The sequence below is a fragment of the Pantoea sp. Ap-967 genome (assembly GCF_011752565.1).
Classification (GTDB): Bacteria; Pseudomonadota; Gammaproteobacteria; order Pseudomonadales; family Pseudomonadaceae; genus Aquipseudomonas.
Genome location: NZ_VWXK01000002.1, coordinates 98,123 through 123,879 on the forward strand (window position 1 = coordinate 98,123; position 25,757 = coordinate 123,879).

The window sequence follows — 25,757 nt, forward strand, 5'->3', positions numbered from 1 at the left end:
CTTGGAATTCAACTGGATCGCGGCGTTGATGCCGCTTTGCCATAAGGCGGTTGCCACCGACACCGACCGAACCTTTGTCATGCAAAGTTCATCTCGGTGGGCTATGGCGCACAAACGAAAAAACCGGCGGCGTCACGAAGACGCCACCGGTTCTATGCCCATTGCGGGCAGCGCGTGGTCGGTAACTTACGAACGGCCGATGCCGTTGCAGACCGAGGCGTTGTTGATGTCCAGGCCGTCGCCGTAGGTGTTGTTCAGGAACACGTTCTTGATTTCGTCAGCATAAGCGGTCGGCAGGCTGACGAAGGCGTGCAGCGAGATAGTGCTGGATTTGGTGCCGCTGTACAGGTCGTTGAGGAAGCTGCGGATCGCGGTGGCGTCAGCTGCGGTCTGGTAGCACTGACCGACGATCAGGTTGGTGTAGCCAACGATTGGATAGCCGGCGGTTGGAACAGGGTTATCAGTAGTGCCCGAACCGAAGGTTGGTACCCATTTGGATGGGTTGGCGCGATCGGTTGCGTTGCTTGGCGCAACAGCGGTGCCCAGAGCGGTCTGAGCGTTGGCGGAGGTTGGCAGCGGAGCGGTGCCAGCGGCCATTGCAGTCTTGCTCACACGGGCAACCACAGCGTTGTTGCCTGGGTTGACGTAGTCAGGGCTGACGTAGCCGATGGTGCCATCGGTGGCGTTGACAGCGGTGATGACATCGCCGCTACCGGCAACAGCTTGCCAGGTCGAAGGCACGGCGGTCTGCTTGGCACTGGTGAAGGTGCTGTTGACTTTGATGCTGGTCGGGCAGGTGTCGTTCAGGAAGCGAGTCAAAAGCTCAGTGGTGCCGCTGCTGCCGTCACGGTAGATGATCTTGATGGGTGTGTTATCGCTAGTGCCGAGCATGGCGCCCCAAGTCGTTGCGCTACCCGAGAAGGCGGCACACAGTTGGGCTGCGGTCAGCTGCAGGGTGGTGTTACCCGACTTCTTGTAAGGGATAGTCACCGAAGTACCTACCGAAGGAATCTGGATCAGACGGCCTTTGGTGGCGAGTTTGTTGGTGTTGTAGGTGGAAAGTTCGGTGGCGCTCAGAACCGAATCGCTACCAGCGAAGTCGACTGGAGTGCCGGCAGCCTGGTTGATCGACGCCGGGGCATCGGTCAGGAAGGCGGTTTTGCCGCCGCCGCTGCCTACGCCGGTGTAGCTGAAGTCGGTCGGCAGCAGACGTGGCAGCGGCGAGGCACCGTTGTAGAGTTTTTCCGGCAGGGTAGCACCGCCACCGACAACAGCAGCCATCGATTGAGCCGAAGCCAGGGTAGCAGCCACCAGGGAGGCGGCGATCACAGTACGTTTAAACATGAAGCAATCTCCTATCGTCGTGTTTGTACGTTGAGTGGGTCGCGCATTGCTATGCCGACAGGCTGCGGGCCTTGATCCAGAGGGGTTGCTGGCCTGTCCACGGAGCCAACAATCGCAGTTTGTGGTGACAGGGAAAGGAAAAAATCTCGGGAGTTTCAAGGAGAATTTCTCGGGATTTCAGGGGGTGGGAACGGTGGCGGTACGGGGGTAAAACGGGCCATGTCCAGGCGTGGCAGGCGCGGGCGCTCGGGAGGTTGGGTGGGCCGCCACTCGGGAGGATGAATCACAGGTTTCAGCCGCTTCGCAATCTTCTGTTTGGAGCGGCTAAGCCTGCCTCTTCGCGTGCATCTGCCTCTTTCATGCACCTCGATATCGAGACAGGCACCAAGGGGCCGCGCGCGGTGGACACATGAATATTGGCCCGAAACAAATGTAGGAGCGGGCTTGCCCCGCGAAGCGCCGCGCGGGCGGCGCTCGATTTCGTAGGCGCAACACCTCTTAAGGCAGGCGCATGGCAGCCCTGACCCGCTGACGGGGCAATTATGGTGATGGACCAAGGGTATTACAGGCGATTTCTTGCGTACCTCTGAGTGCTCGCCACCACATTTTCTGCGCCTATGAAATCGAGCGCCGCCCGCGCGGCGCTTCGCGGGGCAAGCCCGCTCCATTTATTTCGGGCCAGTTTTTTCCGGGCTTTATTGCACCAGCTGGTTGATCTCGATGATCGGCATCAGCACGGCCATCACGATCAGCAGCACCACGGCGCCCATGACCACGATCATCAACGGTTCGAGCAGCGCGGTCATGCCCATGGCGCGGCGTTCGATGTCCTTGGCCAGGCTGTCGGCGGCGCGGTCGAGCATCGGCGGCAGGTTGCCGGTTTTCTCGCCGCTGGCGATCAGGTGAATGAGCAACGGCGGGAAGACCTTTTCCACCGCCAGCGCCGATGCCAGGCCCACACCTTCGCGCACGCGGGCGGTGGCTTCGTTCACGCATTGGTCGAGGCGGTCGTTGCCCAGGGTTTGCCGGGCGGCTTCCAGGGCCCGTAGCAGCGGCACGCCGGCGCTGCCGAGAATCGCCAGGGTGGAGGCGAAACGGGCGGTGTTCAGGCCCAGCACGAAGCGCCCGAACAGCGGCAGGCGCAACACCCGTGAATGCCACGCCAAGCGTGCGGCCGGTGCCCGTAGCCACACCCGCCACCCCCACAGGGCTGCGGCCATGAGCGCGAAGCACACTACCCCCCATTCGCGCACGAAGTCGCTGGCCGAGAGCATCGCCAGGGTCAGCCCGGGCAGGTCCTGGCGGGCCTGGGTGAAGGCGCTGACCACCTGCGGCACTACGTAGCTGAGCAGGAAGATGACGATGCCGATCGACACCAGGCCGACCACGCCGGGGTAGATGAACGCCGTGAGGATCTTGCCGCGCAGGGTGTTGCGGTCTTCGATGTAATCCGCCAGGCGCTCCATCACCTGGGCCAGGTCGCCGGACTCCTCCCCCGCCGCCACCAGCGCCCGGTAGATGTCGGGGAAGTCGCGCGGGCGCTCGGCCAGGGCATCGGCCAGGCGCATGCCGCTGCGCACATCGCCGCGCACGGCGCCCAGCACCTGGGCAATGTGCTTGCGCTCGGCCTGTTCCAGGGTGGCGCCGAGTGCCGCTTCCAGGGGCAGGCCGGCTGCGAGCAGGCTGGCCAGTTGGCGGGTGGCCCAGGCCAGGTCGCCGTCGGAGAGTTTTGGGCTGAACAGCCCGGCGCCCTGCCCGGCGGCGGCTTGGGCTTCGACCGCCAGCGCGGTGAGGCCCAGGCTGCGCAGTTGGCCCATGGCCGCCGCGCTGCTGTCGGCTTCGAGCAGGCCATTGACGATGCGCCCTTGGGCGTCGGCGGCTTCATAGCGGTAGCGGTTCATCAGGCGTCCCGTGTTACGCGCAGGATTTCTTCCAGGCAGGTGCTGCCGCTGTCGACCCAACGCTGGCCATCCTCGCGCATGCTGAGCATGCCGGCCTGGCGGGCGGCGGCGCGCAGGGCCTGCTCGTCCGCGCCCTGGTGCACCAGGCTGCGCACCTGGTCATCGACGCAGAACAGTTCGTGAATGCCGGTACGGCCACTGTAGCCGCACTGGTTGCAGTGCTCGCAGCCCACTGCCCGGTACTGGCCCGGGGCGGCCGGGTCGGGTTCGCGGCAATGGGTGCACAGGCGCCGCACCAGCCGCTGGGCCAGCACGCCGAGCAGCGCCGAGGCCAGCAGGAACGGTTCCACGCCCATGTCGACCAGGCGGTTGACCGCCGACACCGCGTCGTTGGTGTGCAACGTGGCCAGCACCAAGTGGCCGGTGAGCGACGCTTGAACGGCGATCTGGGCGGTTTCCAGGTCGCGGATTTCACCAATCATGATCACGTCCGGGTCCTGGCGCAGGATCGCCCGCAGGGCCACGGCGAAACTCATGTCGATGCGTGAGTTGACCTGGATCTGGCTGATGCCCGGCAGGTCGTACTCGACCGGGTCCTCGACGGTGAGGATGTTGCTGACGCTGGCGTCCAAGCGCGCCAGGGCGGCGTACAGGCTGGTGGTTTTGCCCGAGCCGGTGGGGCCGGTGACCAGCACGATGCCATGGGGCTGGTGGATCAGGCCGTCGAGCCGCGCCAGCAAGGTGGCGTCCATGCCCAGGGCTTCCAGGCGCAGGCGCCCGGCCTGCTTGTCGAGCAGGCGCATCACCACCCGCTCGCCGTGCCCGGTGGGCACGGTGGAGACGCGAATGTCGATTGGCCGCCCGGCCACGCGCAGGGCAATGCGGCCGTCCTGGGGCAGGCGCTTTTCGGCGATATCGAGCTGGGCCATGATCTTGATCCGCGACACCAGCGCGCCATGCAGCGCCTTGCGCGGTGAAACCACGTCGCGCAGAGTGCCGTCGACCCGGTAGCGCACCAGGCAGTGGCTTTCGAACGGTTCGATATGGATATCGCTGGCCTGGTCGCGCGCGGCCTGGGTGAGCAAGGCGTTGATCATGCGGATCACCGGCGCGTCGTCCTGGGCTTCGAGCAGGTCGGTGACCTCGGGGATGTCCTGCAACAGGCGGTCGAGGTCGACCTCGCTCTCGGCAGCGCCGACCACGGCGGCGGCACTGCCGGTGTCGGCGTAGGCGCTGACCAGCAACTGGTCCATCTGCGCATCGCTCAGCGGCTGGCAGGTGACCGTGCCGAACTGCCGGCGCACTTCGGCCAGGGCCCAGGCCGGGCTCGACGGGCAGTGGGCGAGCACGGCCTGCTCGGCTTCGCTGCGCAGCACCAGGCGCTGGGCCTTGGCCCAGGCGTAAGGCAGGCGGCTCACCGGTTGACCTCGCTGACCGGCACGGCGCGAATCGCCGCGCGCGGTGCGCCGGTGTCAGCGCGGCCCTGGGGCGGCACGCCCTGCTCCACCGGCGGCAACAACGGCATGTCCATGTCCGGTAGGGCCCAGTTGTGGTCGGGCTTGAGGTTGCCCTGGACGCGGCGGATGAAGTCGTAGCGGTTGCGGGTGATGGTGCGACCGACGCTGGCGTCGCGAATGATGTACGGGCGCAGGAACACCATCAGGTTGGTCTTGTTGATGGCACGGCGCTCACTGCGAAACAGCGCGCCCACACCCGGCAGGCTGGAAAGCCATGGGATGCCTTCGTTGGTCTGGCTGTAGCCGTCCTGCAGCAGCCCGCCAAGCACCATGATCTGGCCGTCGTCGAGCAGGATGCTGGTGTCGATGGCGCGCTTGTTGGTGACCGTGCCGGCGGTGCTGGAGGCGCGCTCGTCGACACTGCTGACTTCCTGGTAGACATCGAGCTTGACCGTGCCGCCCTCGGAAATCTGCGGGCGCACGTTCAGGCGCAGGCCCACTTCCTCGCGCTGGATGGTCTGGAACGGGTTGTTGCTGTTGCCACCGCCATCGGTGACGTACTGGCCGCTGACGAAGGGGATGGTCTGGCCGACGAAGATGCTGGCCATCTCGTTGTCCAGGGTCAGCAGGTTGGGCGTCGACAGCACGTTGCTGCCGCCTTTGCTCTTGAGGGCGTGGGCGAGCACTTTCAGGTCGAGCACTTCGCCGATGCCGGGAATGTTCACCGTGCCATCGACCACCCCCACCGACAGCCCCTTGGGCAGCACGTCGATGCTGCTGGCACCGCTGGTCAACCCGCTGCCGCCGAGGTTGGCACCGCCGAACGCACCGTTGCCACCGAGGTTGCCGGCCTGCCACTGGATGCCGAATTCGTTGGCCTGGTCCTCGCCGACTTCGACGATCAAGCTTTCCACCACCACCTGGGCGCGGCGCTGGTCGAGCTGGTCGATCACCTCGCGCAGGCTGCGGTACAGCGGCTCGGGGGCGGAAATCAGCAGGGTGTTGGTGGTTTTGTCGGCCTGGATGGTGGCGCCACCGGCGGAGAAGGCACTGCCCTGTTCGCCCTGGGCCAGGTTGTTGCCATAGCCATTGGGGGTGGCGCCAGCGCCCAGGTTGTTGCTGGCGCGGGTGATACCGCCGCTGGAGTTGCTGGTGCTGCTGCTCTGGCTGCTGCTGGTACTGCTACCGGTGTTGGCATTGTTGCCCGAGAGCATGCCGCCACCGCTGAGCATCGCCCGTGCCTGGTCGTTCTGGCCGCTGTCGCTTTCGCCGGTCAGCAGCCCGCGCAGGCTCTGGGCAAGCTTGTCGGCCTGGGCGTTGCGCAGGTACACCACGTGCAGGTTGCCGGGGTTGCTCTGGGCGTTGTCGAGCTTGAAGATCAGGTCACGGGCCAGCTGGGTGCGCTCGGGGCTGGAGGCGCGAATCACCACGCTGTTGGAACGCGGGTCGCCGAGCACGCTGATCTTCTGGGTAGGGTCGGCGCCCTGGCTGTCGAGCAGTTCGCTGACCATGCTGGCCACGTCGCTGGCGATGCCGTTCTGGATCGGCACCACATCGGTGTCAATGGCGCTGGGGGTGTCGACGCGGTCGAGGATCTGCGCCACCCGCTCGAGGTTTTCGGCGTAGTCGGTGACCACGATAGTGTTGTTGCCGGGGTAGGCGTTGATCGGGTTGTCGGGGGAGACGATCGGGCGCAGCACCGGAATCAGGTTGACCGCGTTCTCATACTGCAGGCGGAAGGTACGGGTGACCATGCCGTTGCCTGCATCGCGGTCGCTCGTCACCAGCGCGCCGCCAAGCAACTTGGCGTCGGCCTGGGGCACCACTTGGCTGACACCGCCGACATCGACCACGCTGAAGCCTTGCATCCGCAAGGCACCGAGCAGCATGGCGTAGGCCTGGCGGGCCGGCACCTGGCCTTCGGACACCAGGGTCAGCTGGCCCTTGACCCGTGGGTCGACCAGGAACTGCCGGCCGGTGGCGCGGGACAGGCCGCGCACCACGGCCTGGATATCGGCATCGACGAAATTCAGTTGTACCGGCTGGTCGCCCAGCGGGTTGGCCGCGGCCGGCGCAGCACTGCCCTGGCTATGGCGCTGGCCAACTCGCGGCGGTGTGCTGCGGGTGGCGGGGCGGGCGCTGGCCGAGGCCTGGGCCTGGCGGTCCAGCGCGGTGGGCGACGGGCTGGTGTAGGCCAGCGGTTTGCCCAGCTCGCTGCTGGCCATCGGCGTGCTGGCCGGTGGCGGTGTGGCGCACGCGCTCAAGGCCAGTGCCAGCGCCAAGGGCGCAAAGGGCAGCAGGCGGGCGTTCGGGCGTGGCGATCCGGTGTACATCATGAAGGGTCCTTAGCGGCGGGCGCCTGTTCCATGCGAAGCGTTCCTGAAAAAGTGGCGGCGCTGCGGCTGGCTGCAGGGTCGCGGCGCACATGCAGCTGGCTGATGGTGACGCCGAGGCTGGCCGGTGCCTGCTGCAGCCAGGCCATGGCGGCCTCGGCCGGGGCCTGTTGCCAGGCGAGGGTCCATTGGCCGGGGGCCTCCTCGTGCAGCGTCGATGGCAGGCCGGCCTGGTCGAGGCTTTGCTGTAGCACCTGAAGGTCCAACTGCGCCGGGCGCTGGCCAAGCAGCGCATCGAGCGCCTGGGCCTGGCCGCGCAGCTTGGGGGTTTCGACGGCCCAATGGTCGAGCCGGGCCATGGCCGGGGCGATCAACACCTGCCAGCAGAACAGCAGGCTCAACAGGCCAGCGGCGAGCAGCAAGGCCCGCCGTTCGCGGGGGGCCAGGGCTTGCCAGCGTTGCTGCAACTGGGCCAGGCGCGCTTTAGTCGACATGGGCCAACTCCTGTTGTGCGGTGGCCTCGGGTGCCGGCCCCGAACGCAGGGTCCAGCCGTTTTCTGCGATGTCGGCGTGAATGCCCTGTTCGGCCAACTGCGCCTGCCAGCCTTCGGCGGCCTTGACCGGCGAGGCGGTGGTGATGCGCAGGGCACCGTCCTGATAGTCCAGGGCCGCCACGTTGCCGGCCAGGAACGGCATGCTCTGCACGGCGGCGCCCAGCAGGCGGGCATAGCCCTCCCCGCCCTGCCCGGCCTGCACTTGCTGGCGCGCCTGCTGCAGCGGGTTGAGCACCACCGGCAACTGCGGGAACGCCTGCTGCACCCGGGTGACCATGGCCTGGCGCAACTGTTCACCTTCGCTGGCGACACGGGCTGCGTACACATTCAGCCCCAGGCACCAGACCAGCAGCGCGCCGGCCCAGACTGCCGCCACCGGCGCCCAAGCCAAGCGCTGGGATGGCCCGCGCAAGCCAGCGCTGAGGTCGACGCTGGGCAAGCCATCGGCGGGTTGTGGGAACAGCCCGCCGAGCTTGACCCGCTCGCCCTGCAACCAGCCCTGCAGGCCCTCCAGTTCGCGCCGCCCCAGCCACGCCACCGCCACCCGGCCATCGGCCTGGCGCGCCCCGTGGGCCACGTGCAGTTTGCTGGCATCGCCCAGCACCAGGCCCTGCACCGCGCACTGCACGGCCGCGTCCAGGCGCTTGCCCGTTAACGGCGGCAGCGCGATGGCCAGCGCCAGGCTGTCATCGCCATGCAGGTGCAGGCGCCACGCGGCGCCCTTGCAGGCTGCAGGGAGCTGGGCGCGGCTGGCGCTGCCCTCGGCCAACGGCTTGCCCTGGCGGTCGGCCAGGCGGTAACTCAGCGCTGACTGTGGCGTGAGCGCAGCCAGTGGCGGCAGTTGGATGTCCAGTACGTTGCTCATGCGCCCACCCTCGTCCAGATCACGTCTGGCAACTGGCCCTCGTGCTGGCGCAACAGCGCCTCCATGCGCAGCACCCGGCTGCCCTGGCGCGCCTGGCCATGCCAGCGGAACCAGTCGCTGTCGATGCCGACTTGCACAGTGCTGTCGACCAGCTGCGGCATGCGCAGGCGGTTGACGAAATCGCCGCGGTTGATGAACCAGTGGCCGCTGTCGCGCTCGGCCACCAGTGTGGCGGCCTGCTGCAGCGACAGGCCCGGCACCTGGGCGGCGAGCACTTCGGCGCTGGCGGTATTGCCGTTGACCCAGGTCAGCGCCGGCAGCACGGTGACGACGCGGCGCAGGCGCTGGAAATCGTCGTTGCGCATGCCCTTGAGCGAAGCCAGCGGGGAAAGGTCGCGCAGCATCGGGTACTTGGCCGGGCGCGGTGCGGCGGCGCTGGCCGGGCTGGTCAGGCGGCCGCTTTCAAGGCCCTGCGCGGCGGCGTTTTCGGGCTGCGCTGGGCGCTGCGGATAACTGCCGACCACCCGTTCGATGATGGCGCTGGCCAGGCGTTCTTCGAGGCCAATCAAGCCGCACAGGCGGCGCAAGGTGGCGACGGCGGGCTCATTGACCTGCCCCTCGATCACCAGGTTGCGTAGGTTGAACTTGCCCTGCTCGTCTTCAAGGCGCCCTTCAAGGCCGGCCGCCAGTGGCTGCGGCTGGCTCCAGGGCTGGCCGTTGCGCACCAGCCGGTCGCGCTGGCGTTGCTCGCGCAACAGCGCTCGCCCACCCTGCAGGCCGCCTTCCAGGGCCCACTGGCCCTGCAACGCCAACTGGCGGTTTTCCACCTGCTGGGTGAACAGGCCCTGGCGCTCGATCATGCCGCCGGCGATCACCGCCACCACGGCGGCGATCAGCAAGGCGCTGATGACGGCCATGCCGCCTTGCCGTGCCTTGGCCATGGCCGATCAAAGCTGCCAGGAACCGATGTCACTGTTCACCCCTTCGCCGCCAGCCTGGCCGTCGGCGCCGAGGGAGAACACGTCGATCTCGCCGTTCGCACCGGGGTTCAGGTACTGGTAAGGGCGGCCCCAGGGGTCGTTGGGCAGGCGGTCGAGGTAGGAACGCCATTGGCCGTCCTTGGCCTGCGCGGGTTTCTCGGCCAGCACCTTTAGGCCCTGGTTCTGGTTCGGGTAGCTGCCGTTGTCCAGGCGGTAGAGCTTGAGCGCCTGCATCAGCCCGGCGATGTCCTGGCGGGCGGCGGTGGCGCGGGCCTGGTCGGGGCGATCGAGCACTTTGGGCACGACCATGGCCGCGAGGATGCCGAGGATGACCACCACCACCATGATCTCGATCAGGGTGAAGCCTTGCTCGCGCAAGCGGCGGGCTGTGGGGCGGCGGCGGGCGATCTGCATCTCGGCATTCCTTGCGTGAGTTCGAGTCGGGGGCCGATTGTGGCAAGGCGGTATGTCACCGATATTGAAAAAGCTCGGGTGTTCTCGTCGCAAAAGGGTCAACCCAGCGCTCTAGACTGCGGATTTTTCCGTGCCGAGCGAACACCGTGCGCAACCTGCCTGGCCGCCAGGGTGGCTTTACCCTGATCGAAGTGCTGGTGGCCCTGACCATCATTGCCGTGGCCATGGCCGCCGCGGTTCGCGCCACCGGGTTGATGACCCAGGGCAATGGCCTGCTGCGCGACAAGTCGCTGGCCCTGCTGGCGGCGCAAAGCCGCCTGGCCGAGCTGCGCCTGGAAGGCACCGCGCGCCCGGGCGTGCGCCTGTACCCATGCGACCAGGGGCGCTTGCAGCTGCGTTGTGAGCAGCGCATCGTGGCTGGACCGGGTGGGTTGGCCCAGGTGACAGTGCAGGTGTTCGAGGCTGGCCGCGAAGGCTCGGCGCTGGCACGCTTGCAATCGGTGTTGCCAAGCCCCGGCTGAGCGCGACCTGGCCCTATCGCCCTGGCCGTTTTTCTGCCACTGTGCCCGCGCGATGCGGACCAGCGCGTCGCGCCTTGCCAGGACGTCGCATGAAAACACAAGAACATGGCAATACGCACAAGGGCTACCGGCGCATCATCCCCTCGATGACCGCACTGCTCGAATTCGAAGCGGTGGCGCGCCACGCCAGCTTCACCCTGGCCGCCCGTGAGCTGGGGGTTACCCAGGCGGCGGTCAGCAAACAGATCAGGCAACTTGAGGAAAACCTGAACGTGCAGCTGTTCCAGCGGCTGCACCGTGGCATCCGCCTGACCAGCGAGGGCCAGGCGCTGTTCACGGTATTGTCCGAATCGCTGCAGAAGGTGGCCACGGTGTTCGACCGGCTCAGCGAAGGCAACAACGAGCAGGAACTGGTGCTGAGCACTACCGCCACCTTCAGCCATCTGCGGGTGATGCCGCGCCTGAGCGGGCTGCGCGAGGCCATGCCCCAGGTGCACCTGCGCCTGGCCACGCAGATGTTTACCGGCGACTTGCGCAACCCGGACATCGACCTGCTGGTGCGTTATGGCGATGGGCGCTGGAAGGATGGCCAGGCCTTGCACTTGTTCGAGGAGGAGATCTTCCCGGTGTGCTCGCCCGCCTGGCTGGCACGCCATGGCGAACCCGACTCGCTGCAAGCGCTGTACGGCACCGACCTGCTCGACGCCGACGCCACCACAGAAGGCTGGATGACCTGGCCCACCTGGTTCCGCGAGCTGGGCGAACACCCGCCCAAGCTCAATTACCGGCTGCGCTGCCACCTGTACACCGATACCATCCAGGCCGCATTGCACGGGCACGGGGTGGCGCTGGGCTGGGGGCGGATGATCGATCACCTGCTGGCGTCGGGGGAACTGGTGAAGTTGACCGACCTGGTGGTGAGGCCGCGGGAGGCCTATTACTTGGTGGTGCCCCATGGGCGCGAAACTACGAGCACGGTGCTGGGCCTGGTGGATTGGTTGCGCAGTTGAACCCGAGCAGCCGCACCGCAAGCCCCTGTAGGAGCGAGCAAAGCTCGCGATGCGATCGGCCAGGTGCAACAGGCCTCAAGGTATCAACTTGCCTGTGGAACCGCATCGCGAGCTGCGCTCGCTCCTACCGGATTTTTGCAAGGCTCAGGGGTTAATCGACCACCCCGCAGGCCACGCGGGCCCCGCCGCCGCCGAGCTTTTCGGGGTGGTCGCTGTGGTTGTCGCCGCCGGCATGCACCATCAGGGCGTGGCCCTTGAAGTCGGTGGCTTTCAAGCGCGGCGCCAGCACCGGATAGGTGGCCCTGCCATCGGCTGCGACATAGAGCGCGGGCAAGTCCCCACGGTGGCCGCTGTCGTCATAAGGGCCTTTGTGGGCGTTGCTGCCAGCCGGGTCCCAGTGGCCACCCGCTGCCCCGGCGGGCACCGCCTTGCCATTGTCCTGGGCTGGCGCGCAGGAGGGGTTCTGGTGCAGGTGGAAACCGTGAATGCCAGGCGGCAGGTCCTTGAGGTTGGGGGTAAGCAATGTGCCGTATTTATTCTGCTCGATGCTGACGGTGCCGATCGACTTGCCTGGGCCATCGGCGCCGGCCAGCTTCAGCTCCACAGTCTGCGCGGCCTGGGCAAGGCCGGCGGTGGCCAGAAGCGTGGTAAAAATGATTGCTTTCATCGGGTGTCTCCATGGCATTGGCTTAACGGGTGTCGTCCCCACGTAACAGGTGGGACTGCGCAGCTTGCCAGCCATTCCATCCGGCCACAGACTGAAACACTTCCCTCTGCCCGGAGCCGCCCTGCGTGTCCCTCAAAGCCCTGCGCACCCTGGTGACCATCGCCCGCCACGGCACTTTCGCCCGTGCTGCCGACTTGCTCAGCCTCACCCCCTCGGCAGTGAGCCTGCACATCAAGACCCTGGAGGATGAACTGCAGGTCAGCCTGTTCGACCGCAGCCGCCGCCAAGTGGTGCTGACCGAGGCGGGGCAACTGGCCGTGGCCCGGGCCGAAAGCCTGCTGGCCGCCTACGAGGAACTGGCCGACGCCCTGGCCAGTGGCCCAAGCCTGCGTGGCCGGCTGCGCCTGGGGGCGATTCACACGGTGCTGGCGCGGCGCCTGCCCAAGGCGCTGGTGTGGATCAAGGCGCACCACCCGGACCTGCACATCAGCGTGGCCTCGGGCATGTCGGCGGAGCTGGCGCGGCGGGTCGAGGACGGTGAGCTGGACGCTGCAATCACCACCGAGCCGGTCAGCCCCTACCCGCAGAGCCTGGGCTACATCCCACTGTTCGAAGACCGCTTCTGGGCCATCGCCAGCCCTGAACTGAGCGGCCAGAGCGTGCCGCAGTTACTGGCCAGCCAGCCGTTCCTGCGCTTCGACAAACGCGCCTGGGCCGGGCGGCAGATCGAACAGGAACTGCGCCGCCAGCACCTGCAGGTCAGCGAGCAGATGGAGCTGGACAGCCAGGAAGCGCTGGCGCGCATGGCGGTGATGGGCCTGGGGGTGGCGATCATTCCCATGTCCGACGAAGACCTGCAGCGCCTGCCCCCGGCCACCTGCCTGCCCTTTGGCCAGCCGCAACTCAGGCGCCGGGTGGTGCTGTTGGAGCATGAAAAAAGCCAGCGGCGACACCTGACGGCAGTGCTCAAGACGGCACTGGACGCCTGAAACCCTGCAGTTTTTCTCAATGGTCAGTGCAGAAATCAGCGTTTTTACCAACCGGTCGTTCACGTTAACCTCAGCCGTACCCGACCTCGGAACGCACCTTCATGCTCCCTCTGCTAGTGACCACGCTGCTTCCCATCATCCTGCTGATCGCCCTGGGCACGTTCCTGCGCGTGCGCGGCTTTCTCGCCGAGAGTTTCTGGCCGGGCGCCGAGCGCCTGAGCTACTACGTGCTGCTGCCCTGCCTGTTCCTGCACGGCCTGGCCACCGCCAACCTGGAAGGCGTGCCGGTGCTGGGCATGGTTGGTGTGCTGATGCTCTCGACCGTGCTCGGCGCCTTGTTGCTGGTGCTGTACCAAGGCGCTGCCAGCCATGATGGCGCCGACTTCACGTCGGTGTTCCAGGGCGGTGTGCGCTTCAACAACTATATCGGCGCCACCCTCGCTGCCGGGCTGTATGGCAGCGCGGGGATTGCCCTGGCGGCAGTGGCCAACGCCTCCATCGTGCCGCTGGTGAACCTGCTTTGCGTACTGGTGTTCGCCCGCTTCAGTGCCCGCCACAGCTCGCCGGCCACGGTGCTGCGAGCGATCTTCGCCAACCCGCTGATCGTTGGCTGCGCCGGCGGCCTGCTGCTGCGGGTGACGGGGCTGGGCCTGCCTGCTGGGCTTGAACCGACGGTAAAAGCGCTGGGCCAGGCCGCCCTGCCCCTGGGCCTGCTGTGCGTGGGCGCCGCCCTGGGTGGCGCCAGCCTGGGCCAGCAGGTAAAGCCGCTGGTGGCCGCGTCGGCGTTCAAGTTCCTGGTGATGCCGCTGACCACCTGGGGCCTGTGCCGCCTGCTCGGGCTGGGCGGCCAGGCGGCGGTGGTGGCGGTGTTGTTCCAGGCGTTGCCGACGGCCTCTTCGTCCTACGTGATGGCGCGGCAGATGGGCGGCAATGCGCCGCTGATGGCGACCATCATCGCCCTGCAAACCGTGGCTGCAGCCTTGACATTACCTTTGGTGTTAATGCTTTCGCTTGGCTAGACTGAGCAGCAGCCCACCCTTGGAAGCTCGACCATGCGCCCGTGCCTGATGCTGATTGCTGTTTTCGCGGCCCTCGTCATTGGGCCTGTTCATGCGGCGGACACAGCCAAGGCTGCAGTAGCCGAAGACAAGGCACACGAACTTGAGAAAAAGGTGGTGGAAGACGCCCCTCCACCGAAAAAGGCCGAAACCATCACACCCAGCGAAGTACAGGCGGTGGACCCGGCAGGCCAGGCGCCGCTGGACGACAGCATCACCTGCCTTGCGCGCACCATCTATTGGGAAGCCAAGGGCGCCGACTCCGAGGACATGAGCGCAGTGGCCAGCGTGGTGATCAACCGCCTGGGCCATGACGGCTTCCCCGACACCATCTGCGGTGTGGTCAAGCAGGGCGTGGAGCACAAGGCCTGCCAGTTTTCCTGGTGGTGCGATGGGCGCTCCGACCAGGTCGAGGAGCCACAGCGCTATGACGTGGCCAAGGAAATCGCCCGCAAGGCCCTGAACCAGCAACTGAAGGACACCACCGGCGGTGCGCTGTACTTCCACGACCGCAATGTGCACCCCGACTGGGCCAAGGCCTACCGCAAGACGGCCCAGACCCAGCATTTCCTGTTCTACAAACCGAACCAGTCACTGGCCCGCTGAGGCGCCATCGCACTTTTCCGACGTTCGCCGGTCTACTCCCTCTTTTACCGCCCGCAGGCTTTTTGCGGGCGTTTTCATTGCTTTGCACAAGACCGGGCCAAACGCCTCTGGCTTGTGTAGGATGAGCAGCGCATACCAAGACGCTGCCAGTCACAGGGAGATCCACATGCGCGTCCTGTCATCCGTTGCCGCCTTGTCGCTGGGCCTGGTGTTGTCGACCGGAGCCTTGGCCGTCACCGGCGAAGAGGCGCAGCTGATCGATACGATCAACGTCTACCGTAGCCAGGCCCAGCGCTGTGGCGGCGAGGCTTCGCTGGAGCTGCCGCCGTTGAACAGCGACACGCGCCTTGCGCTGTCGCCGGAAGGCACCCGTGACCTGCAGCAGGCCATGAGCCGTGCGGCCTACCCGATGGTCAACGTTCAGGCCATCAGCTTGTCAGGCCCGCGTGATGCGCGTGCGGCCATGCACGCCATCGAGGAAAGCTTCTGCCAGGTGGTGCTCGACCCGCAGTTCGTCGATATCGGTGTCAGCCAGGAGGGCCGCGACTGGCGCATCGTGCTCGCCCGGCCACTGCTCAGCGGGCGCCTGGGCGACTGGCAGGCCGAAGGGCAGAAGCTGCTGCAGGCGATCAACGTCGCGCGCAGGGCGCCGCGCCAATGCGGCGGCCAGCCGTTCGCCGCGGCCGCGCCGCTGGCCTGGAACGCGGTGCTGGCGGGGGTGGCGGCTAACCACACGCGGGCCATGGCCAACCAGAATTTCTTCGACCATATCGACAAGGACGGGCGCACGCCGGGCGACCGCGCCGAACTTGCCGGCTACTTGTATCAGCAGATTGGCGAGAACATTGCCGCCGGGCGTGACTCGGCGCAGAAGGTGGTCGACGGCTGGCTGGCCAGCCCCGGGCACTGCGCGACGCTGATGAACCCAGACTACCGCGAAATGGGCGCCGCCTACGCCGTAGACCCTAAAAGCGACGCGGGCATCTACTGGACCGGGTTGTTCGGCACGCCGCAATAAGCGCCCTGGCTGCGCAGCGCCAACGCGGTGCAGCCAAAGCGCTGGCGCACGCACTTGCCCAGGTAGCTGGCATCCCCCAGGCCCACTTCATCGGCGATCTGCGCAAGGCTATGGCTTGAGTTGACCAGCCGCCAACGGGCCTGCTGCAGGCGCATCTCCTGCCACCAGGCCTTGGCGGTCATGCCGTGGCTGGCCTGGAACTGGCGGTCGAGCTGGCGGCGGCTGATGCCCAGTTCGGCCGCCAGCTGTTCAATGGACGCGCGCGCCCCCAGGTGATGGCGCATCAGCGCCAGCGCCCGCTGCACCTGGCGCCCATGCCCGGCGTCAGCGTCCAGCGAGCGCAAGGCATGGCGGCTGTCACGCGACTCGTCCACCAGCATATCGGCCAGGCCCTTGAGCGCCCGGGCGCGGCCGCAGGCTTGCGCCAAAAGGGCCACGGCGAGGTCGATGGCGGCCGTGCCACCGGCGCAGGTGATGCGCCCCGCGTCGATGCAATACAACTGCTCGCGCAGCACCTGCAGCTGGGGAAAGGCGGCGCGAAACTCTGCTTCATGGCGCCAATGCACCACCACCTTGCGCCCGTCGAGCAAACCGCAGGCAGCCAACAGAAAGGCCGCATTGTCGATGGCGACCAACTGCAGGCCGGCCTTGGCTGCGCGCTTGAGCAGGCGCTGGCAAACGGGTGCCAGGGCGGCAGTGGCGCTGGCATTGCGGCTGCCGAACAGCACCAGGTAGTCGTACTCGGCCAGGTTGAGTTCATGTGCATTGGCCTCGACTTGCAGCACCGCACCGCTGCTGGAGGGCACCGCTTCCCCGGTCAGCCCGGCGAGGGTCCAGCTGCAGTAGCGCTGCTGGCTGTAGTCTTCGTCATCGGCGCTAAAACGCAGCTTGTCGAGAAACGCACCGAAGGGGAGCAAGGCGAAGTCGGGCAACGGCAGAATCAGCAGGCGGATGTCGGCGGGCATGGCGATGTCCAGAAAGCACCATTGAACGTCCAGATCATACCCTGCACTTTTGCCACTGTCCCTTAGACTGAGCCCCTGAACGTTCGCGAGGTACTTTTCATGGCACTCAATACCTGGCTCATCTACCTGTTGGCGAGCATCGGCCTGTCGCTGACTCCTGGGCCCAACAGCCTGTTGGCGCTGACCCACGGCGCGCTGTATGGCGCACGCCGCACGCTGTTCACCATTGTTGGCGGGGTGTTTGGCTTCAGTGCACTCATTGCCCTGGCGATGTTTGGCCTGACCGCCTTGCTGCAGGCGTCTGCTTCGGTGCTGACGGTGCTCAAATGGGTGGGCGGCGCCTACCTGGTGTGGCTGGGTATTCAGCTGTGGCGCAGCCCTGCCCTGCACCTGGAAGTCAGCGAGCGGACGGCGCGCCTGGGCAACGCGGGCCTGTTCCGTCAGGGGCTGCTGTCGGCCCTGGCCAACCCCAAGGTGCTGCTGTTCTATGGGGCGTTCCTGCCACAGTTCATCGACCCGCAGCGGGGGCTGTTGCTGCAGTTCGCAATCATGGCCGCGACCTTTGCCAGCGTAGAGTGCATGGTGGAGTACCTGCTGGCGCGCCTGGCGTTTCGCATCCGGCCATGGCTGGCAAAGGGCGGCAAGGGTTTCAATCGCTGCTGCGGCGGCCTGTTCGCCGTGATTGGCGTGGCCCTGCCGCTGGGCCGCTGAACCTGCCGCCGACGGGGGCCTTGTCAGGCCCGCCGGGAAACCGCCAGGAAGATCACCAGCGCCAGGCCCGGCAAGGCGGCGCCGACCAACGCCACACCTTGCCAGCCATACTGGGCAAACACCACGCTGGCCACTGCCGAGCCTAGCGCGCCGCCCAGGAAGATGCTGGTCATGTACAGCGCGTTCAGCCGCCCGCGGCCGGCTGGGTCCAGCGCGTACACCTCGCGTTGGCCAATCACCATGTTCATCTGCACCGCGAAGTCCAGCAGCACACCGGTCAGGCCCAGGCCGACCACGCTGTAGCCCGGCGTGGTGAGGCCGATCAGCAGCGCTGCGGGGGCTAGCACCAGGGCCAGCAGCGAGCCGGCGCGGGCATGGCCGGCATCGGCCAGGCGCCCGGCCATGGGCGCGGCGATGGCGCCCACCGCGCCCACCAGGGCGAACAGGGCGATCTGGCTTTGCGACAGGCCATGTTCAGCGGCCAGGGCCAGCGGCACGGCCGTCCAGTACAGGCTGAAGGCAGCGAACATCAACGCCTGGTACAGCGAGCGCTGGCGCAGCACCGGGTAGCGACGCAACAGGGCAACCATCGACGCCATCAGGCCGGCATAGCTGGCCTTGTGCTCTGGCACCCGGCGCGGCAAGGTCTGCGCCAGCAGCAGGATGATCGCCAGCATCAGCACGGCTGCGCCGATGAACACCGTGCGCCAGCCGAAGTGATCGGCCACCAGGCTGGACAGTGGCCGCGCCAGCAGGATGCCGAGCAGCAGGCCACCCATGATGTTGCCGACCACGCGGCCACGCTGTTGCTCCGGCGCCAGGTGCGCCGCCAGCGGAATCAGCATTTGCACCGCCACCGAACTGAAGCCGATCAGCAAGGCATAGGCCAGGAACAATGGGCCCTGGCCGCTGCGGCTGGTGCCTGCCAGCAGCAACGCGGCACAGGCCAGCATCGCCGTGACGATCATCAGGCGGCGGTTTTCCACAAGGTCGGCCAGCGGCACCAGCAACAGCAGGCCCAGGGCGTAGCCCAGCTGGGTCAACGACACGATCAGGCTGGCGTGCTCATGGGACAAGCCCAGGTCCGGGGCGATCAGGCCGACGATGGGTTGGGCGTAGTAGATGTTGGCGACGATCGCGCCGCAGCAGAATGCCAGCAGCGTGACCAGGGTGCGGCTCAGCCCGCCATGGGCAGGCTGGGCGGCGGCAAGGGAGGGATTCATGCGAGGGTCCTCGGCATTGGGTGGAATATGCCGGGCACCTTACCGGGCGGCGCCTGGCGAGTGAATCCGGCCCTGCTGCAACGGGGCTTTGCGCCAGGCGCAACGGCCGCGCTCAGGGTGCCAGCAAGCCTTCGCAAAAGGCGATGAAGGCGCTGACCCGGCGCGAGCCGCGATGGTTGGGCAAATACAGGGCGTTGATGCTGTCATTGGCCGCCCCGGGGCTGGCCTGCCAGTCGGGCAGCAGCCGCTGCAGGCGCCCGGCAGCCACATCCTCGCGCACCAGCCAGTCGGCCAGCAGGGCGATGCCGCTACCGGCGAGGGTGGCCTCGCGCAGCAGGTCGGCGTTGGCGCTGCGCAGGGGGCCCGTCACCTCCAGTTCCAACTGGGTTTCGCCGCGGCGCAAGCGCCAGGCCTTGGCTTTTTGCCCGTAACGAAAGCGCAGGCAGGCGTGGTCGCTCAGTTGCTCGGGGTGCTGCACGCTTTCGCGCCCGGCCAGGTAGGCCGGGCTTGCCACCAGCCAACGCTGGAAACGCCCCAGTGGCCGGCACACCAGTTCCTCGTTTGGCGAGGGGTCGCCAAGGCGAATCGACAGGTCGTAACGGCCGTCGAGCAGGTCGTCGAGGCGGTCGCTCATGTCGATGTCCAACTCCAAGGCCGGGTGGCGCGCCAGGAAGGCCCCCAGGTGCGGCGCGATGACCCGCCGGCCGAATTCCACCGGCATGCACAGGCGCAGCACGCCAACCGGCTCCTCGCCACGGTCGGCCACGCTGGCATCGGCCTCGTCGAGCGCTTCGAAGATTTCCCGCGTGCGGTCATAGTAGCGCGCCCCCGCTTCGGTCAGGCTGACCTGGCGCGTGGAGCGGTTGAGCAAGGTGGTACCCAACTCGGCCTCCAGCGCGTCGACCAGGCGGGTGACCGAAGACGTGGCGACCCCCAGCTTGCGCGCAGCGGCGGAAAAGCCCCGGGCATCGACGGTGGTGCTGAACATCTTCATCGCCAGGAACTTGTCCATGGGAACCCCGATCCGCAAAATCGGAACAGTCCTACAATCCACGGAGCCGGTCAAGAAGCGCGCCTTAGAGCGATCCGGGCCATAGTGGAAAGACCTCTCCTACAGCGAGCCCTGCAATGACTGCCACCAACCTGCTCACCGCCCTGCCCCCCTGCGACCCCAACACCGGCGAATGGGTCGATGACCTGCTGCAACGGCCTGGCCTGCGCATCGAGCGCATCGTTTCCAGCGGCCAGGCCAGCCCGCCGGGCTTCTGGTACGACCAGGCCGAAAGTGAATGGATCACCTTGCTTAGCGGCAGCGCGGCATTGCGCCTGGAGCATGAGGACTTCACCCGCCTGCTGGCTCCGGGAGACTGCCTGGACATCCCGGCACACTGTCGGCATCGCGTGGAATGGACCGCGCCCGGCACCGCCACCATCTGGCTGGCCGTGTTCTACGGCGGTAGCACGCCCTGGCCCGCGCTCTAAGCCGGGGCCTTGCGCCACTGCGCGTTGGCCCACCTGATATTTCTGCCAGTTGTGGGCGATCGCCCGGCCTCACGATACTGGGCCTGCGCGTCACCAGGCCTGCGGTTCGACTGCATGACGTTGCCAATCAATCCATACCACGGATCGACCGAGGCCCTGATCATGCGCTACACAGCCCTGCTCACACTGGTTCTTGCACTGGCGGGCTGCGATGCCCGCTTCCCTGAAACGGCCGGCATGGGCAGTGCCACGCCGGCACAGCCCGCGCAGCTGCTCATCAAACCGGTGCCAGGTGCCTCTCCCACACTGCCAGGCCAATTAGCAATCAAAGGGCCCGCGGCGGCCCGGGAACTGAAGGAATGGTACGACGCCACGCCTGCGCAATGTGGTGGCCCCGACAAGCCGGCGCACCTGTGCAGCGGCATCCTGCTGCGGGCCACCGACACCAACCCGGCCTTCCAACCCTGGGACCCCAGCCCAGGGGCCATCAAACTGGGCGGCGTGTCTTTTTCCTGGTTGCGGCGTGACCAGACCTTCAGCTCGACCTGGGAAGACTGGAATGGCTTCATCCTGTACCCGGGCCAAGCCATCCCAGAAGGCAAGATCAAAGACATCGCCGTGCTGTGCAGCTTTCCAACCAACGCGCTGACGTGGAATCGACCAACCCTGCAAGGCTGCGGGCCAATGGAAAATGTCGCGAACACCGACACCTGCCAGAACCTCGGTATCTTCGATGCCGCCACCTGGCTGGAAAAATACCGGCAAGGGCCCATCGAAAACATCTGCGGCTGGGACATTCGCCAAGGCGCGGGGCCTACGGCAAGCTGGTTCGATGCGTCACTGAAGGCGCATCAGGGCCGTAGTGCCTCTGCACGCATGGTCTTCAACGAGTTGATGTTGTCTACCTGGGAAACGGGCAAGGGCGCCACCTTGCCCCTGCATTCGTTCTTCTACCCTAGCCGCAGCGTCGAATCCCGGGCCAAGGCCAGAATCGACCAGGCGCGCTACTACCAGGCGTTCGGCCAGGTGCTGCCAATCATCCGCCTGGCACTGCCACGCACGCCGGACGCCACCACGGTAATCAGCTTCCTGGAAGGTGACCAGGCGCTTGGCGCTGGCGTGGTGCGCTACAGAGCAAACTTCGAGGACATGCCCAAAGGGCCTGCAGCGGACGTGGTTTCCGGCGGGCTCGGGTTCAGCACCGCGCTGTCTACACAGGTAGAGATCAGCGACGCCAAGCAGGACACCCCGTACCTGTCTGGCAATTATTTGCAGGTGAACCTTGCCGTCGACTTCCCCGTGGATGCAATCGAAGGCGCCGGGGGCAAACGCAAGGTGGCATTTTCCTGGGGGTGCGATGCCTCCTGCTCGGTAACTGAATTGCACAGCGGCCGCACGACCCAACTGCTGGAAGACGAAGACACCGGGCCGCTGCGCTTCGGGCGGGTCGAACTGCAAATCCAACCACCTGAGGTCATCAGGCTTCAAGGGGGCTGGGGTGACCGCATCATCCTGGACAACCTCACCATAGAGTGAACCCACCTGCGAGGTGGTCGCAAAACGTCCGCCTCGCCACTTGCGGCTACGACCAAGGTCTAGCACCGCAAGAAAATCTCAAAGAAAGTTAAACACACCGTTTACTGCAATTTTCCCCGCGTGATCTAGACTTTTAGCCACTCCCTGGCAAGTTCAGCCCTGCGACAATCAGCCCCATAAATTTTTGTACTAACTTGTTAATTAGCTTGCTAAGGGCTTAAACTGCGCCCATTCCACCTGCTGAGATCCCTGGCATGAACGAAACACCGCGCACCTCGGGTGCCACAAAATTCATTCTGGTCGGCTTGGGCGTGATCATCGCCCTGCTTGGCCTCCTCCTGGCTGCTGGCGGCGTCAAGCTGGCCGGCCTGGGCGGTTCCTGGTACTTCCTGATCGGCGGCCTGGCCATGGCCATCGCCGGTATCCTCATTGCCCGGCGCAAGACCGTGGGCGCGTGGGTGTATGCCGCGTTCCTGATCGGCACCGTGATCTGGGCACTGGTTGACGCTGGCCTGGTGTTCTGGCCGCTGTTCTCGCGCCTGTTCATGTTCGGCGCGATCGGCATGGTCGTGGCGCTGGTCTACCCGATGCTGGCCCGCGCCAACGGCGCCAGCGCCGGCCGTGGCGCCTACGGGCTGGCGGCAGTGATGGCCGTGGTGCTGGCGATTGCCGCCGGCAACATGTTCGTCGCCCACCCAAGCGTTGCCCCCACTGGCAAGGGCCCGGGCATGACCCCGGTCGAAGCCGGCAAGGAGCAAAAAGACTGGGCCCACTACGGCAACACCGAAGGTGGCAGCCGCTTCGCGGCGCTGGACCAGATCAACCGCGACAACGTCAACAAGCTCAAGGTGGCCTGGACCTACCACACCGGTGACGTCGCCATCAGCGACGGCAACGGTGCCGAAGACCAGATGACCCCGCTGCAGATCGGCAACAAGGTGTTCATCTGCACCCCGCACAACAACATCATCGCGCTGGACGCCGACACCGGCAAAGAGCTGTGGAAGAACGCGATCAACGCCCAGTCCAAGGTCTGGCAGCGTTGCCGTGGCCTGGCCTATTTCGACGCCACCGCCGCCATCGCCCAGCCAACCCAGCCCAACAGCTCGCCGATCACCGGCGGTAGCGTGGCGGCTGGCGCCAACTGCCAGCGTCGCCTGCTGACCAACACCATCGATGGCCGCCTGATTGCCGTCGACGCCGACAACGGCGAGTTCTGCCAGGGCTTTGGCAACAACGGCCAGGTCAACCTGATGGCCGGCCTGGGTGACGTGCCAGACTCCTACTACCAGCTGTCCTCGGCCCCGCTGATGGCCGGCACCACCGTGGTAGTTGGCGGCCGTGTCGCCGACAACGTCCAAACCGACATGCCTGGCGGCGTAATCCGTGGCTTCGACGTGATCACCGGTGAAATGCGCTGGGCCTTCGACCCGGGCAACCCAGAAGACCGCAAGGCGCCAGCCGACGGCAGCACCTACGTGCGCAGCACCCCGAACAGCTGGGCGCCGATGTCCTACGACCCAGCGATGAACACCGTGTTCCTGCCAATGGGCTCGTCCTCCACCGACATCTATGGTGTTGAACGCAACAAGCTGGACCACACCTACGGCGCGTCGGTACTGGCCCTGGACGCCAGCACCGGTAACGAGAAGTGGGTCTACCAGACCGTGCACAACGACCTGTGGGACTTCGACCTGCCCATGCAGCCGAGCCTGATCGACTTCACCAAGGACGACGGCAAGACCGTGCCTGCAGTCGTGATCGGCACCAAGGCCGGGCAGATCTATGTGCTCGACCGCGCCACCGGCAAGCCGCTGACCAAAGTTGAAGAAGTACCGGTCAAGCCAAGCAACATCCCGAACGAGCCGTACTCCCCAACCCAGCCGAAATCGGTGGGCATGCCGCAGATCGGCGCGCAAACCCTGACCGAGTCGGACATGTGGGGCGCTACCCCGTATGACCAGCTCCTGTGCCGCATCGACTTCAAGAAAATGCGCTACGACGGCCTGTACACCGCACCGGGCACCGACCTGTCGCTGAGCTTCCCAGGCTCGCTGGGCGGCATGAACTGGGGCAGCCTGTCCACCGACCCAGTACACGGTTTCATCTTCGCCAACGACATGCGCCTGGGCCTGTGGATCCAGATGATCCCGTCGCAGAACAAGGGTGACGCCGCCTCCGGTGGCGAAGCGCTGAACACTGGCATGGGCGCCGTACCGCTCAAGGGCACCCCTTATGCCGTGAACAAGAACCGCTTCCTGTCGGTGGCCGGCATTCCGTGCCAGGCTCCGCCATTCGGCACCCTGACCGCCATCGACATGAAAACCCGCCAGATCGCCTGGCAGGTGCCAGTCGGCACCGTGGAAGACACCGGCCCCCTGGGTATCCGCATGCACCTGCCGATCAAGATTGGCCTGCCAACCCTCGGCGGCACCCTGTCGACCCAGGGCGGCCTGATCTTCATCGCCGGCACCCAGGACTTCTACCTGCGCGCCTACGACAGCAGCAACGGTAGCGAAATCTGGAAAGCCCGCCTGCCCGTGGGCAGCCAGGGTGGCCCGATGACCTACGTATCGCCGAAAACCGGCAAGCAATACGTGGTCGTTACCGCTGGCGGTGCGCGCCAGTCGACTGACCGTGGCGACTATGTGATTTCTTACGCGCTGCCGTAAGACCGCGTCGCTTGTTTCGCGGGCAAGCCCGCTCCCACAGGATCAACAATGGCCCTTGTGGGAGCGGGCTTTCCCGCGAGTGGCCCACCCAAAAAACAATTCGAGACACAGCAATGCCAACTGCTATCCGCATCACTCCAACCCTGCTGCTGGCCCTGGCCAGCACGTCTGCCCTGGCCGAAGGCGACCTGCTCAACCGCAGCACCATGACCGGTGACTGGGGCGGCCTGCGCAGCCAGCTCGAAGCCGACGGTGTCAAGTTCACCGGCGACTACAGCGGCGAAACCGCCTACAACGCCCACGGCGGCCTGCACCGCTCGGCGCGCTATTCGCAAAACGTGAAACTGGGCGTGCAGTTCGACCTGTCGAAACTGTACGGCCTGGACAACGGCGGCAAGGTTCAGCTCACCATCAATGACCGCCGCGGCAACAGCGCCTCGGCAGACCTGGTGGGCAACCGCCTGCCGATCCAGGAAAACTACGGTGGCCTGTACACCCGCCTCACCGAGCTGAGCTACGAGCGCACCCTGTTCACCCCCGCACTCAACGTCAAGCTCGGCTACATGGCCATGGGCAACGACCTCGGCGGCCTGGACAGCGGCATCCTGTGCAACTTCATGAACGCCGGTTTCTGCGGCCACCCGCTGAACATGTCCGGCGGCAGCGGCTGGACCAACTACCCCAACGCCCACCTGGGCATGCGCGTGAAGTACGACCTGTCGCCGTCCTGGCAACTGCGCGTGGCAGCGTTCAACGTCGACCCGGAAAGCAACGGCAACTCCAGCCGCGCCTGGCACCTGGGGCCCAAGCACACCACCGGCACCGTGGTGCCGGTCGAGCTGGTCTACAAGCTGCAGGGCGAGCTGCCGGGTGAATACAAGCTCGGCTACTACTACGACAGCTCCGACGTGAAGCGCATCGGTAGCGACAAGGAAGTGTCCGGCCGTGGCGGCCACTACCTGCTGGTCGACCAGGCCGTGTGGAATGACGCAGGTTCCCCAGGCCGTAGCCTGCACGCCTTCGGCCAATACTCGGCGTCGAGCGAGGCCGCCTCGCCGTTCACCAAGTGGTATGGCGCAGGCGTGGTGCTGTACAAGCCGTTCGAAGGCCGCCCACGCGACACCCTGGCGCTGGGCTATGGCCGCGCCGTGCCGAACCCGCGCAGCCGCGATGTGCTTGAAGATGCCGCGTTCAATGCCGGGCAGCAGTTCCCCAACATCGACAACGCCGAGCAGTTGATCGAACTGAGCTATGGCTACCAGGCCACGCCGTGGCTGAACCTGCGCCCGGATGTGCAATACATCATCGAGCCAGGGGCGTTCTCCGGGAAGGATATCGACAACGCGCTGGTGGTGGGCCTGCAGGTCAAGGCGACCTTCTAAGCGGTTGGGGCCGCTTTGCGGCCCATTCGCGGGGCAAGCCCGCTCCTGTAGGAGCGGGCTTGCCCCGCG

General features: G+C 66.3%; 23 protein-coding genes. 11 read left to right on the forward strand and 12 right to left on the reverse strand.

The features are described from left to right. Positions 1–186: 186 nt before the first annotated feature. The 8 genes from F3J45_RS02930 to gspG all read right to left on the reverse strand — a co-directional run bounded on the left by F3J45_RS02930 (position 187) and on the right by gspG (position 9,848). On the reverse strand, positions 187–1,344 hold the full coding sequence (locus tag F3J45_RS02930) for a substrate-binding domain-containing protein (RefSeq protein ID WP_167057090.1): 1,158 nt from the start codon (positions 1,342–1,344) through the stop codon (positions 187–189). 695 nt (positions 1,345–2,039) lie between these two features. Then, on the reverse strand, positions 2,040–3,245 hold the full coding sequence (gene gspF, locus F3J45_RS02935) for a type II secretion system inner membrane protein GspF (RefSeq protein WP_167057093.1): 1,206 nt from the start codon (positions 3,243–3,245) through the stop codon (positions 2,040–2,042). Continuing rightward, a complete protein-coding gene (gene gspE / locus F3J45_RS02940) occupies positions 3,245–4,663 on the reverse strand; it encodes a type II secretion system ATPase GspE (RefSeq protein WP_167057096.1) in 1,419 nt (472 codons plus the stop codon). The genes gspF and gspE overlap by 1 nt, the downstream gene beginning before the upstream one ends. Then, positions 4,660–7,038, reverse strand: coding sequence for a type II secretion system secretin GspD (gspD, locus tag F3J45_RS02945; RefSeq protein WP_167057099.1), 2,379 nt, complete (start codon positions 7,036–7,038; stop codon positions 4,660–4,662). The genes gspE and gspD overlap by 4 nt, the downstream gene beginning before the upstream one ends. Next, complete coding sequence (gspM, locus tag F3J45_RS02950) at positions 7,035–7,529, reverse strand: type II secretion system protein GspM (RefSeq protein WP_167057101.1); 495 nt, start codon at positions 7,527–7,529, stop codon at positions 7,035–7,037. The genes gspD and gspM overlap by 4 nt, the downstream gene beginning before the upstream one ends. Further along, positions 7,519–8,454: a type II secretion system protein GspL gene (gene gspL / locus F3J45_RS02955; protein ID WP_167057104.1), complete on the reverse strand. Its 936-nt coding sequence runs from the start codon at positions 8,452–8,454 to the stop codon at positions 7,519–7,521. Before gspL ends, gspM begins: the two co-directional genes overlap by 11 nt. After that, entirely contained in the window at positions 8,451–9,395 is a 945-nt protein-coding gene (gene gspK, locus F3J45_RS02960; protein WP_205300370.1) for a type II secretion system minor pseudopilin GspK, read from the reverse strand. Before gspK ends, gspL begins: the two co-directional genes overlap by 4 nt. A gap of 6 nt (positions 9,396–9,401) precedes the next feature. Then, positions 9,402–9,848, reverse strand: coding sequence for a type II secretion system major pseudopilin GspG (gene gspG / locus F3J45_RS02965; protein ID WP_167057107.1), 447 nt, complete (start codon positions 9,846–9,848; stop codon positions 9,402–9,404). A 146-nt stretch (positions 9,849–9,994) separates the two neighbouring features. On the opposite strand from gspG, the gene gspI reads away from it, so the two are divergent. Both gspI and F3J45_RS02975 read left to right on the forward strand, forming a co-directional pair. Continuing rightward, a complete protein-coding gene (gene gspI / locus F3J45_RS02970; protein WP_205299886.1) occupies positions 9,995–10,369 on the forward strand; it encodes a type II secretion system minor pseudopilin GspI in 375 nt (124 codons plus the stop codon). 89 nt (positions 10,370–10,458) lie between these two features. Further along, complete coding sequence (locus F3J45_RS02975) at positions 10,459–11,379, forward strand: LysR substrate-binding domain-containing protein (RefSeq protein WP_167057112.1); 921 nt, start codon at positions 10,459–10,461, stop codon at positions 11,377–11,379. Positions 11,380–11,530: 151 nt separating this feature from the next. On the opposite strand, the gene sodC is transcribed toward F3J45_RS02975, so the two are convergent. Then, entirely contained in the window at positions 11,531–12,046 is a 516-nt protein-coding gene (gene sodC / locus F3J45_RS02980) for a superoxide dismutase family protein (RefSeq protein WP_167057117.1), read from the reverse strand. A gap of 125 nt (positions 12,047–12,171) precedes the next feature. On the opposite strand from sodC, the gene F3J45_RS02985 reads away from it, so the two are divergent. From F3J45_RS02985 to F3J45_RS03000, 4 genes are all read left to right on the forward strand, one after another. Then, positions 12,172–13,035, forward strand: a complete 864-nt coding sequence (locus tag F3J45_RS02985; RefSeq protein WP_167057120.1) for a LysR family transcriptional regulator — start codon at positions 12,172–12,174, stop codon at positions 13,033–13,035. Between the two features lie 101 nt (positions 13,036–13,136). Next, a complete protein-coding gene (locus F3J45_RS02990) occupies positions 13,137–14,054 on the forward strand; it encodes an AEC family transporter (RefSeq protein ID WP_167057123.1) in 918 nt (305 codons plus the stop codon). A gap of 156 nt (positions 14,055–14,210) precedes the next feature. Beyond that, complete coding sequence (locus tag F3J45_RS02995; RefSeq protein WP_205300371.1) at positions 14,211–14,699, forward strand: cell wall hydrolase; 489 nt, start codon at positions 14,211–14,213, stop codon at positions 14,697–14,699. 166 nt (positions 14,700–14,865) lie between these two features. Then, entirely contained in the window at positions 14,866–15,717 is an 852-nt protein-coding gene (locus F3J45_RS03000; protein ID WP_167057128.1) for a CAP domain-containing protein, read from the forward strand. Here F3J45_RS03000 and F3J45_RS03005 read toward each other — a convergent pair. Then, a complete protein-coding gene (locus F3J45_RS03005; protein WP_167057131.1) occupies positions 15,684–16,682 on the reverse strand; it encodes a GlxA family transcriptional regulator in 999 nt (332 codons plus the stop codon). The genes F3J45_RS03000 and F3J45_RS03005 overlap by 34 nt on opposite strands. Before the next feature lie 99 nt (positions 16,683–16,781). On the opposite strand from F3J45_RS03005, the gene F3J45_RS03010 reads away from it, so the two are divergent. Next, positions 16,782–17,393, forward strand: a complete 612-nt coding sequence (locus F3J45_RS03010) for a LysE family translocator (protein ID WP_167057134.1) — start codon at positions 16,782–16,784, stop codon at positions 17,391–17,393. Positions 17,394–17,416: 23 nt separating this feature from the next. Here the strand turns inward: F3J45_RS03010 and F3J45_RS03015 are convergent, their stop codons facing one another. Together F3J45_RS03015 and F3J45_RS03020 are read right to left on the reverse strand one after the other, a co-directional pair. Continuing rightward, positions 17,417–18,616, reverse strand: coding sequence for an MFS transporter (locus tag F3J45_RS03015; RefSeq protein ID WP_167057137.1), 1,200 nt, complete (start codon positions 18,614–18,616; stop codon positions 17,417–17,419). Between the two features lie 112 nt (positions 18,617–18,728). After that, positions 18,729–19,628, reverse strand: coding sequence for a LysR family transcriptional regulator (locus F3J45_RS03020; protein ID WP_167057139.1), 900 nt, complete (start codon positions 19,626–19,628; stop codon positions 18,729–18,731). A 116-nt stretch (positions 19,629–19,744) separates the two neighbouring features. Between F3J45_RS03020 and F3J45_RS03025 the strand changes: the two genes are divergently transcribed. The 4 genes from F3J45_RS03025 (at position 19,745) to F3J45_RS03040 (ending at position 25,688) form a co-directional block, all read left to right on the forward strand. Continuing rightward, the gene (locus tag F3J45_RS03025; RefSeq protein ID WP_167057142.1) at positions 19,745–20,098 is read left to right on the forward strand and encodes a cupin domain-containing protein; all 354 of its coding nucleotides are present in this window, start codon (positions 19,745–19,747) and stop codon (positions 20,096–20,098) included. Positions 20,099–20,212: 114 nt separating this feature from the next. Continuing rightward, positions 20,213–21,634: a hypothetical protein gene (locus F3J45_RS03030; protein ID WP_167057144.1), complete on the forward strand. Its 1,422-nt coding sequence runs from the start codon at positions 20,213–20,215 to the stop codon at positions 21,632–21,634. 254 nt (positions 21,635–21,888) lie between these two features. Then, positions 21,889–24,306: a glucose/quinate/shikimate family membrane-bound PQQ-dependent dehydrogenase gene (locus F3J45_RS03035; protein ID WP_167057148.1), complete on the forward strand. Its 2,418-nt coding sequence runs from the start codon at positions 21,889–21,891 to the stop codon at positions 24,304–24,306. A gap of 113 nt (positions 24,307–24,419) precedes the next feature. Next, positions 24,420–25,688, forward strand: coding sequence for a carbohydrate porin (locus tag F3J45_RS03040; protein ID WP_167057151.1), 1,269 nt, complete (start codon positions 24,420–24,422; stop codon positions 25,686–25,688). The last annotated feature ends 69 nt before the right edge of the window (positions 25,689–25,757 follow it).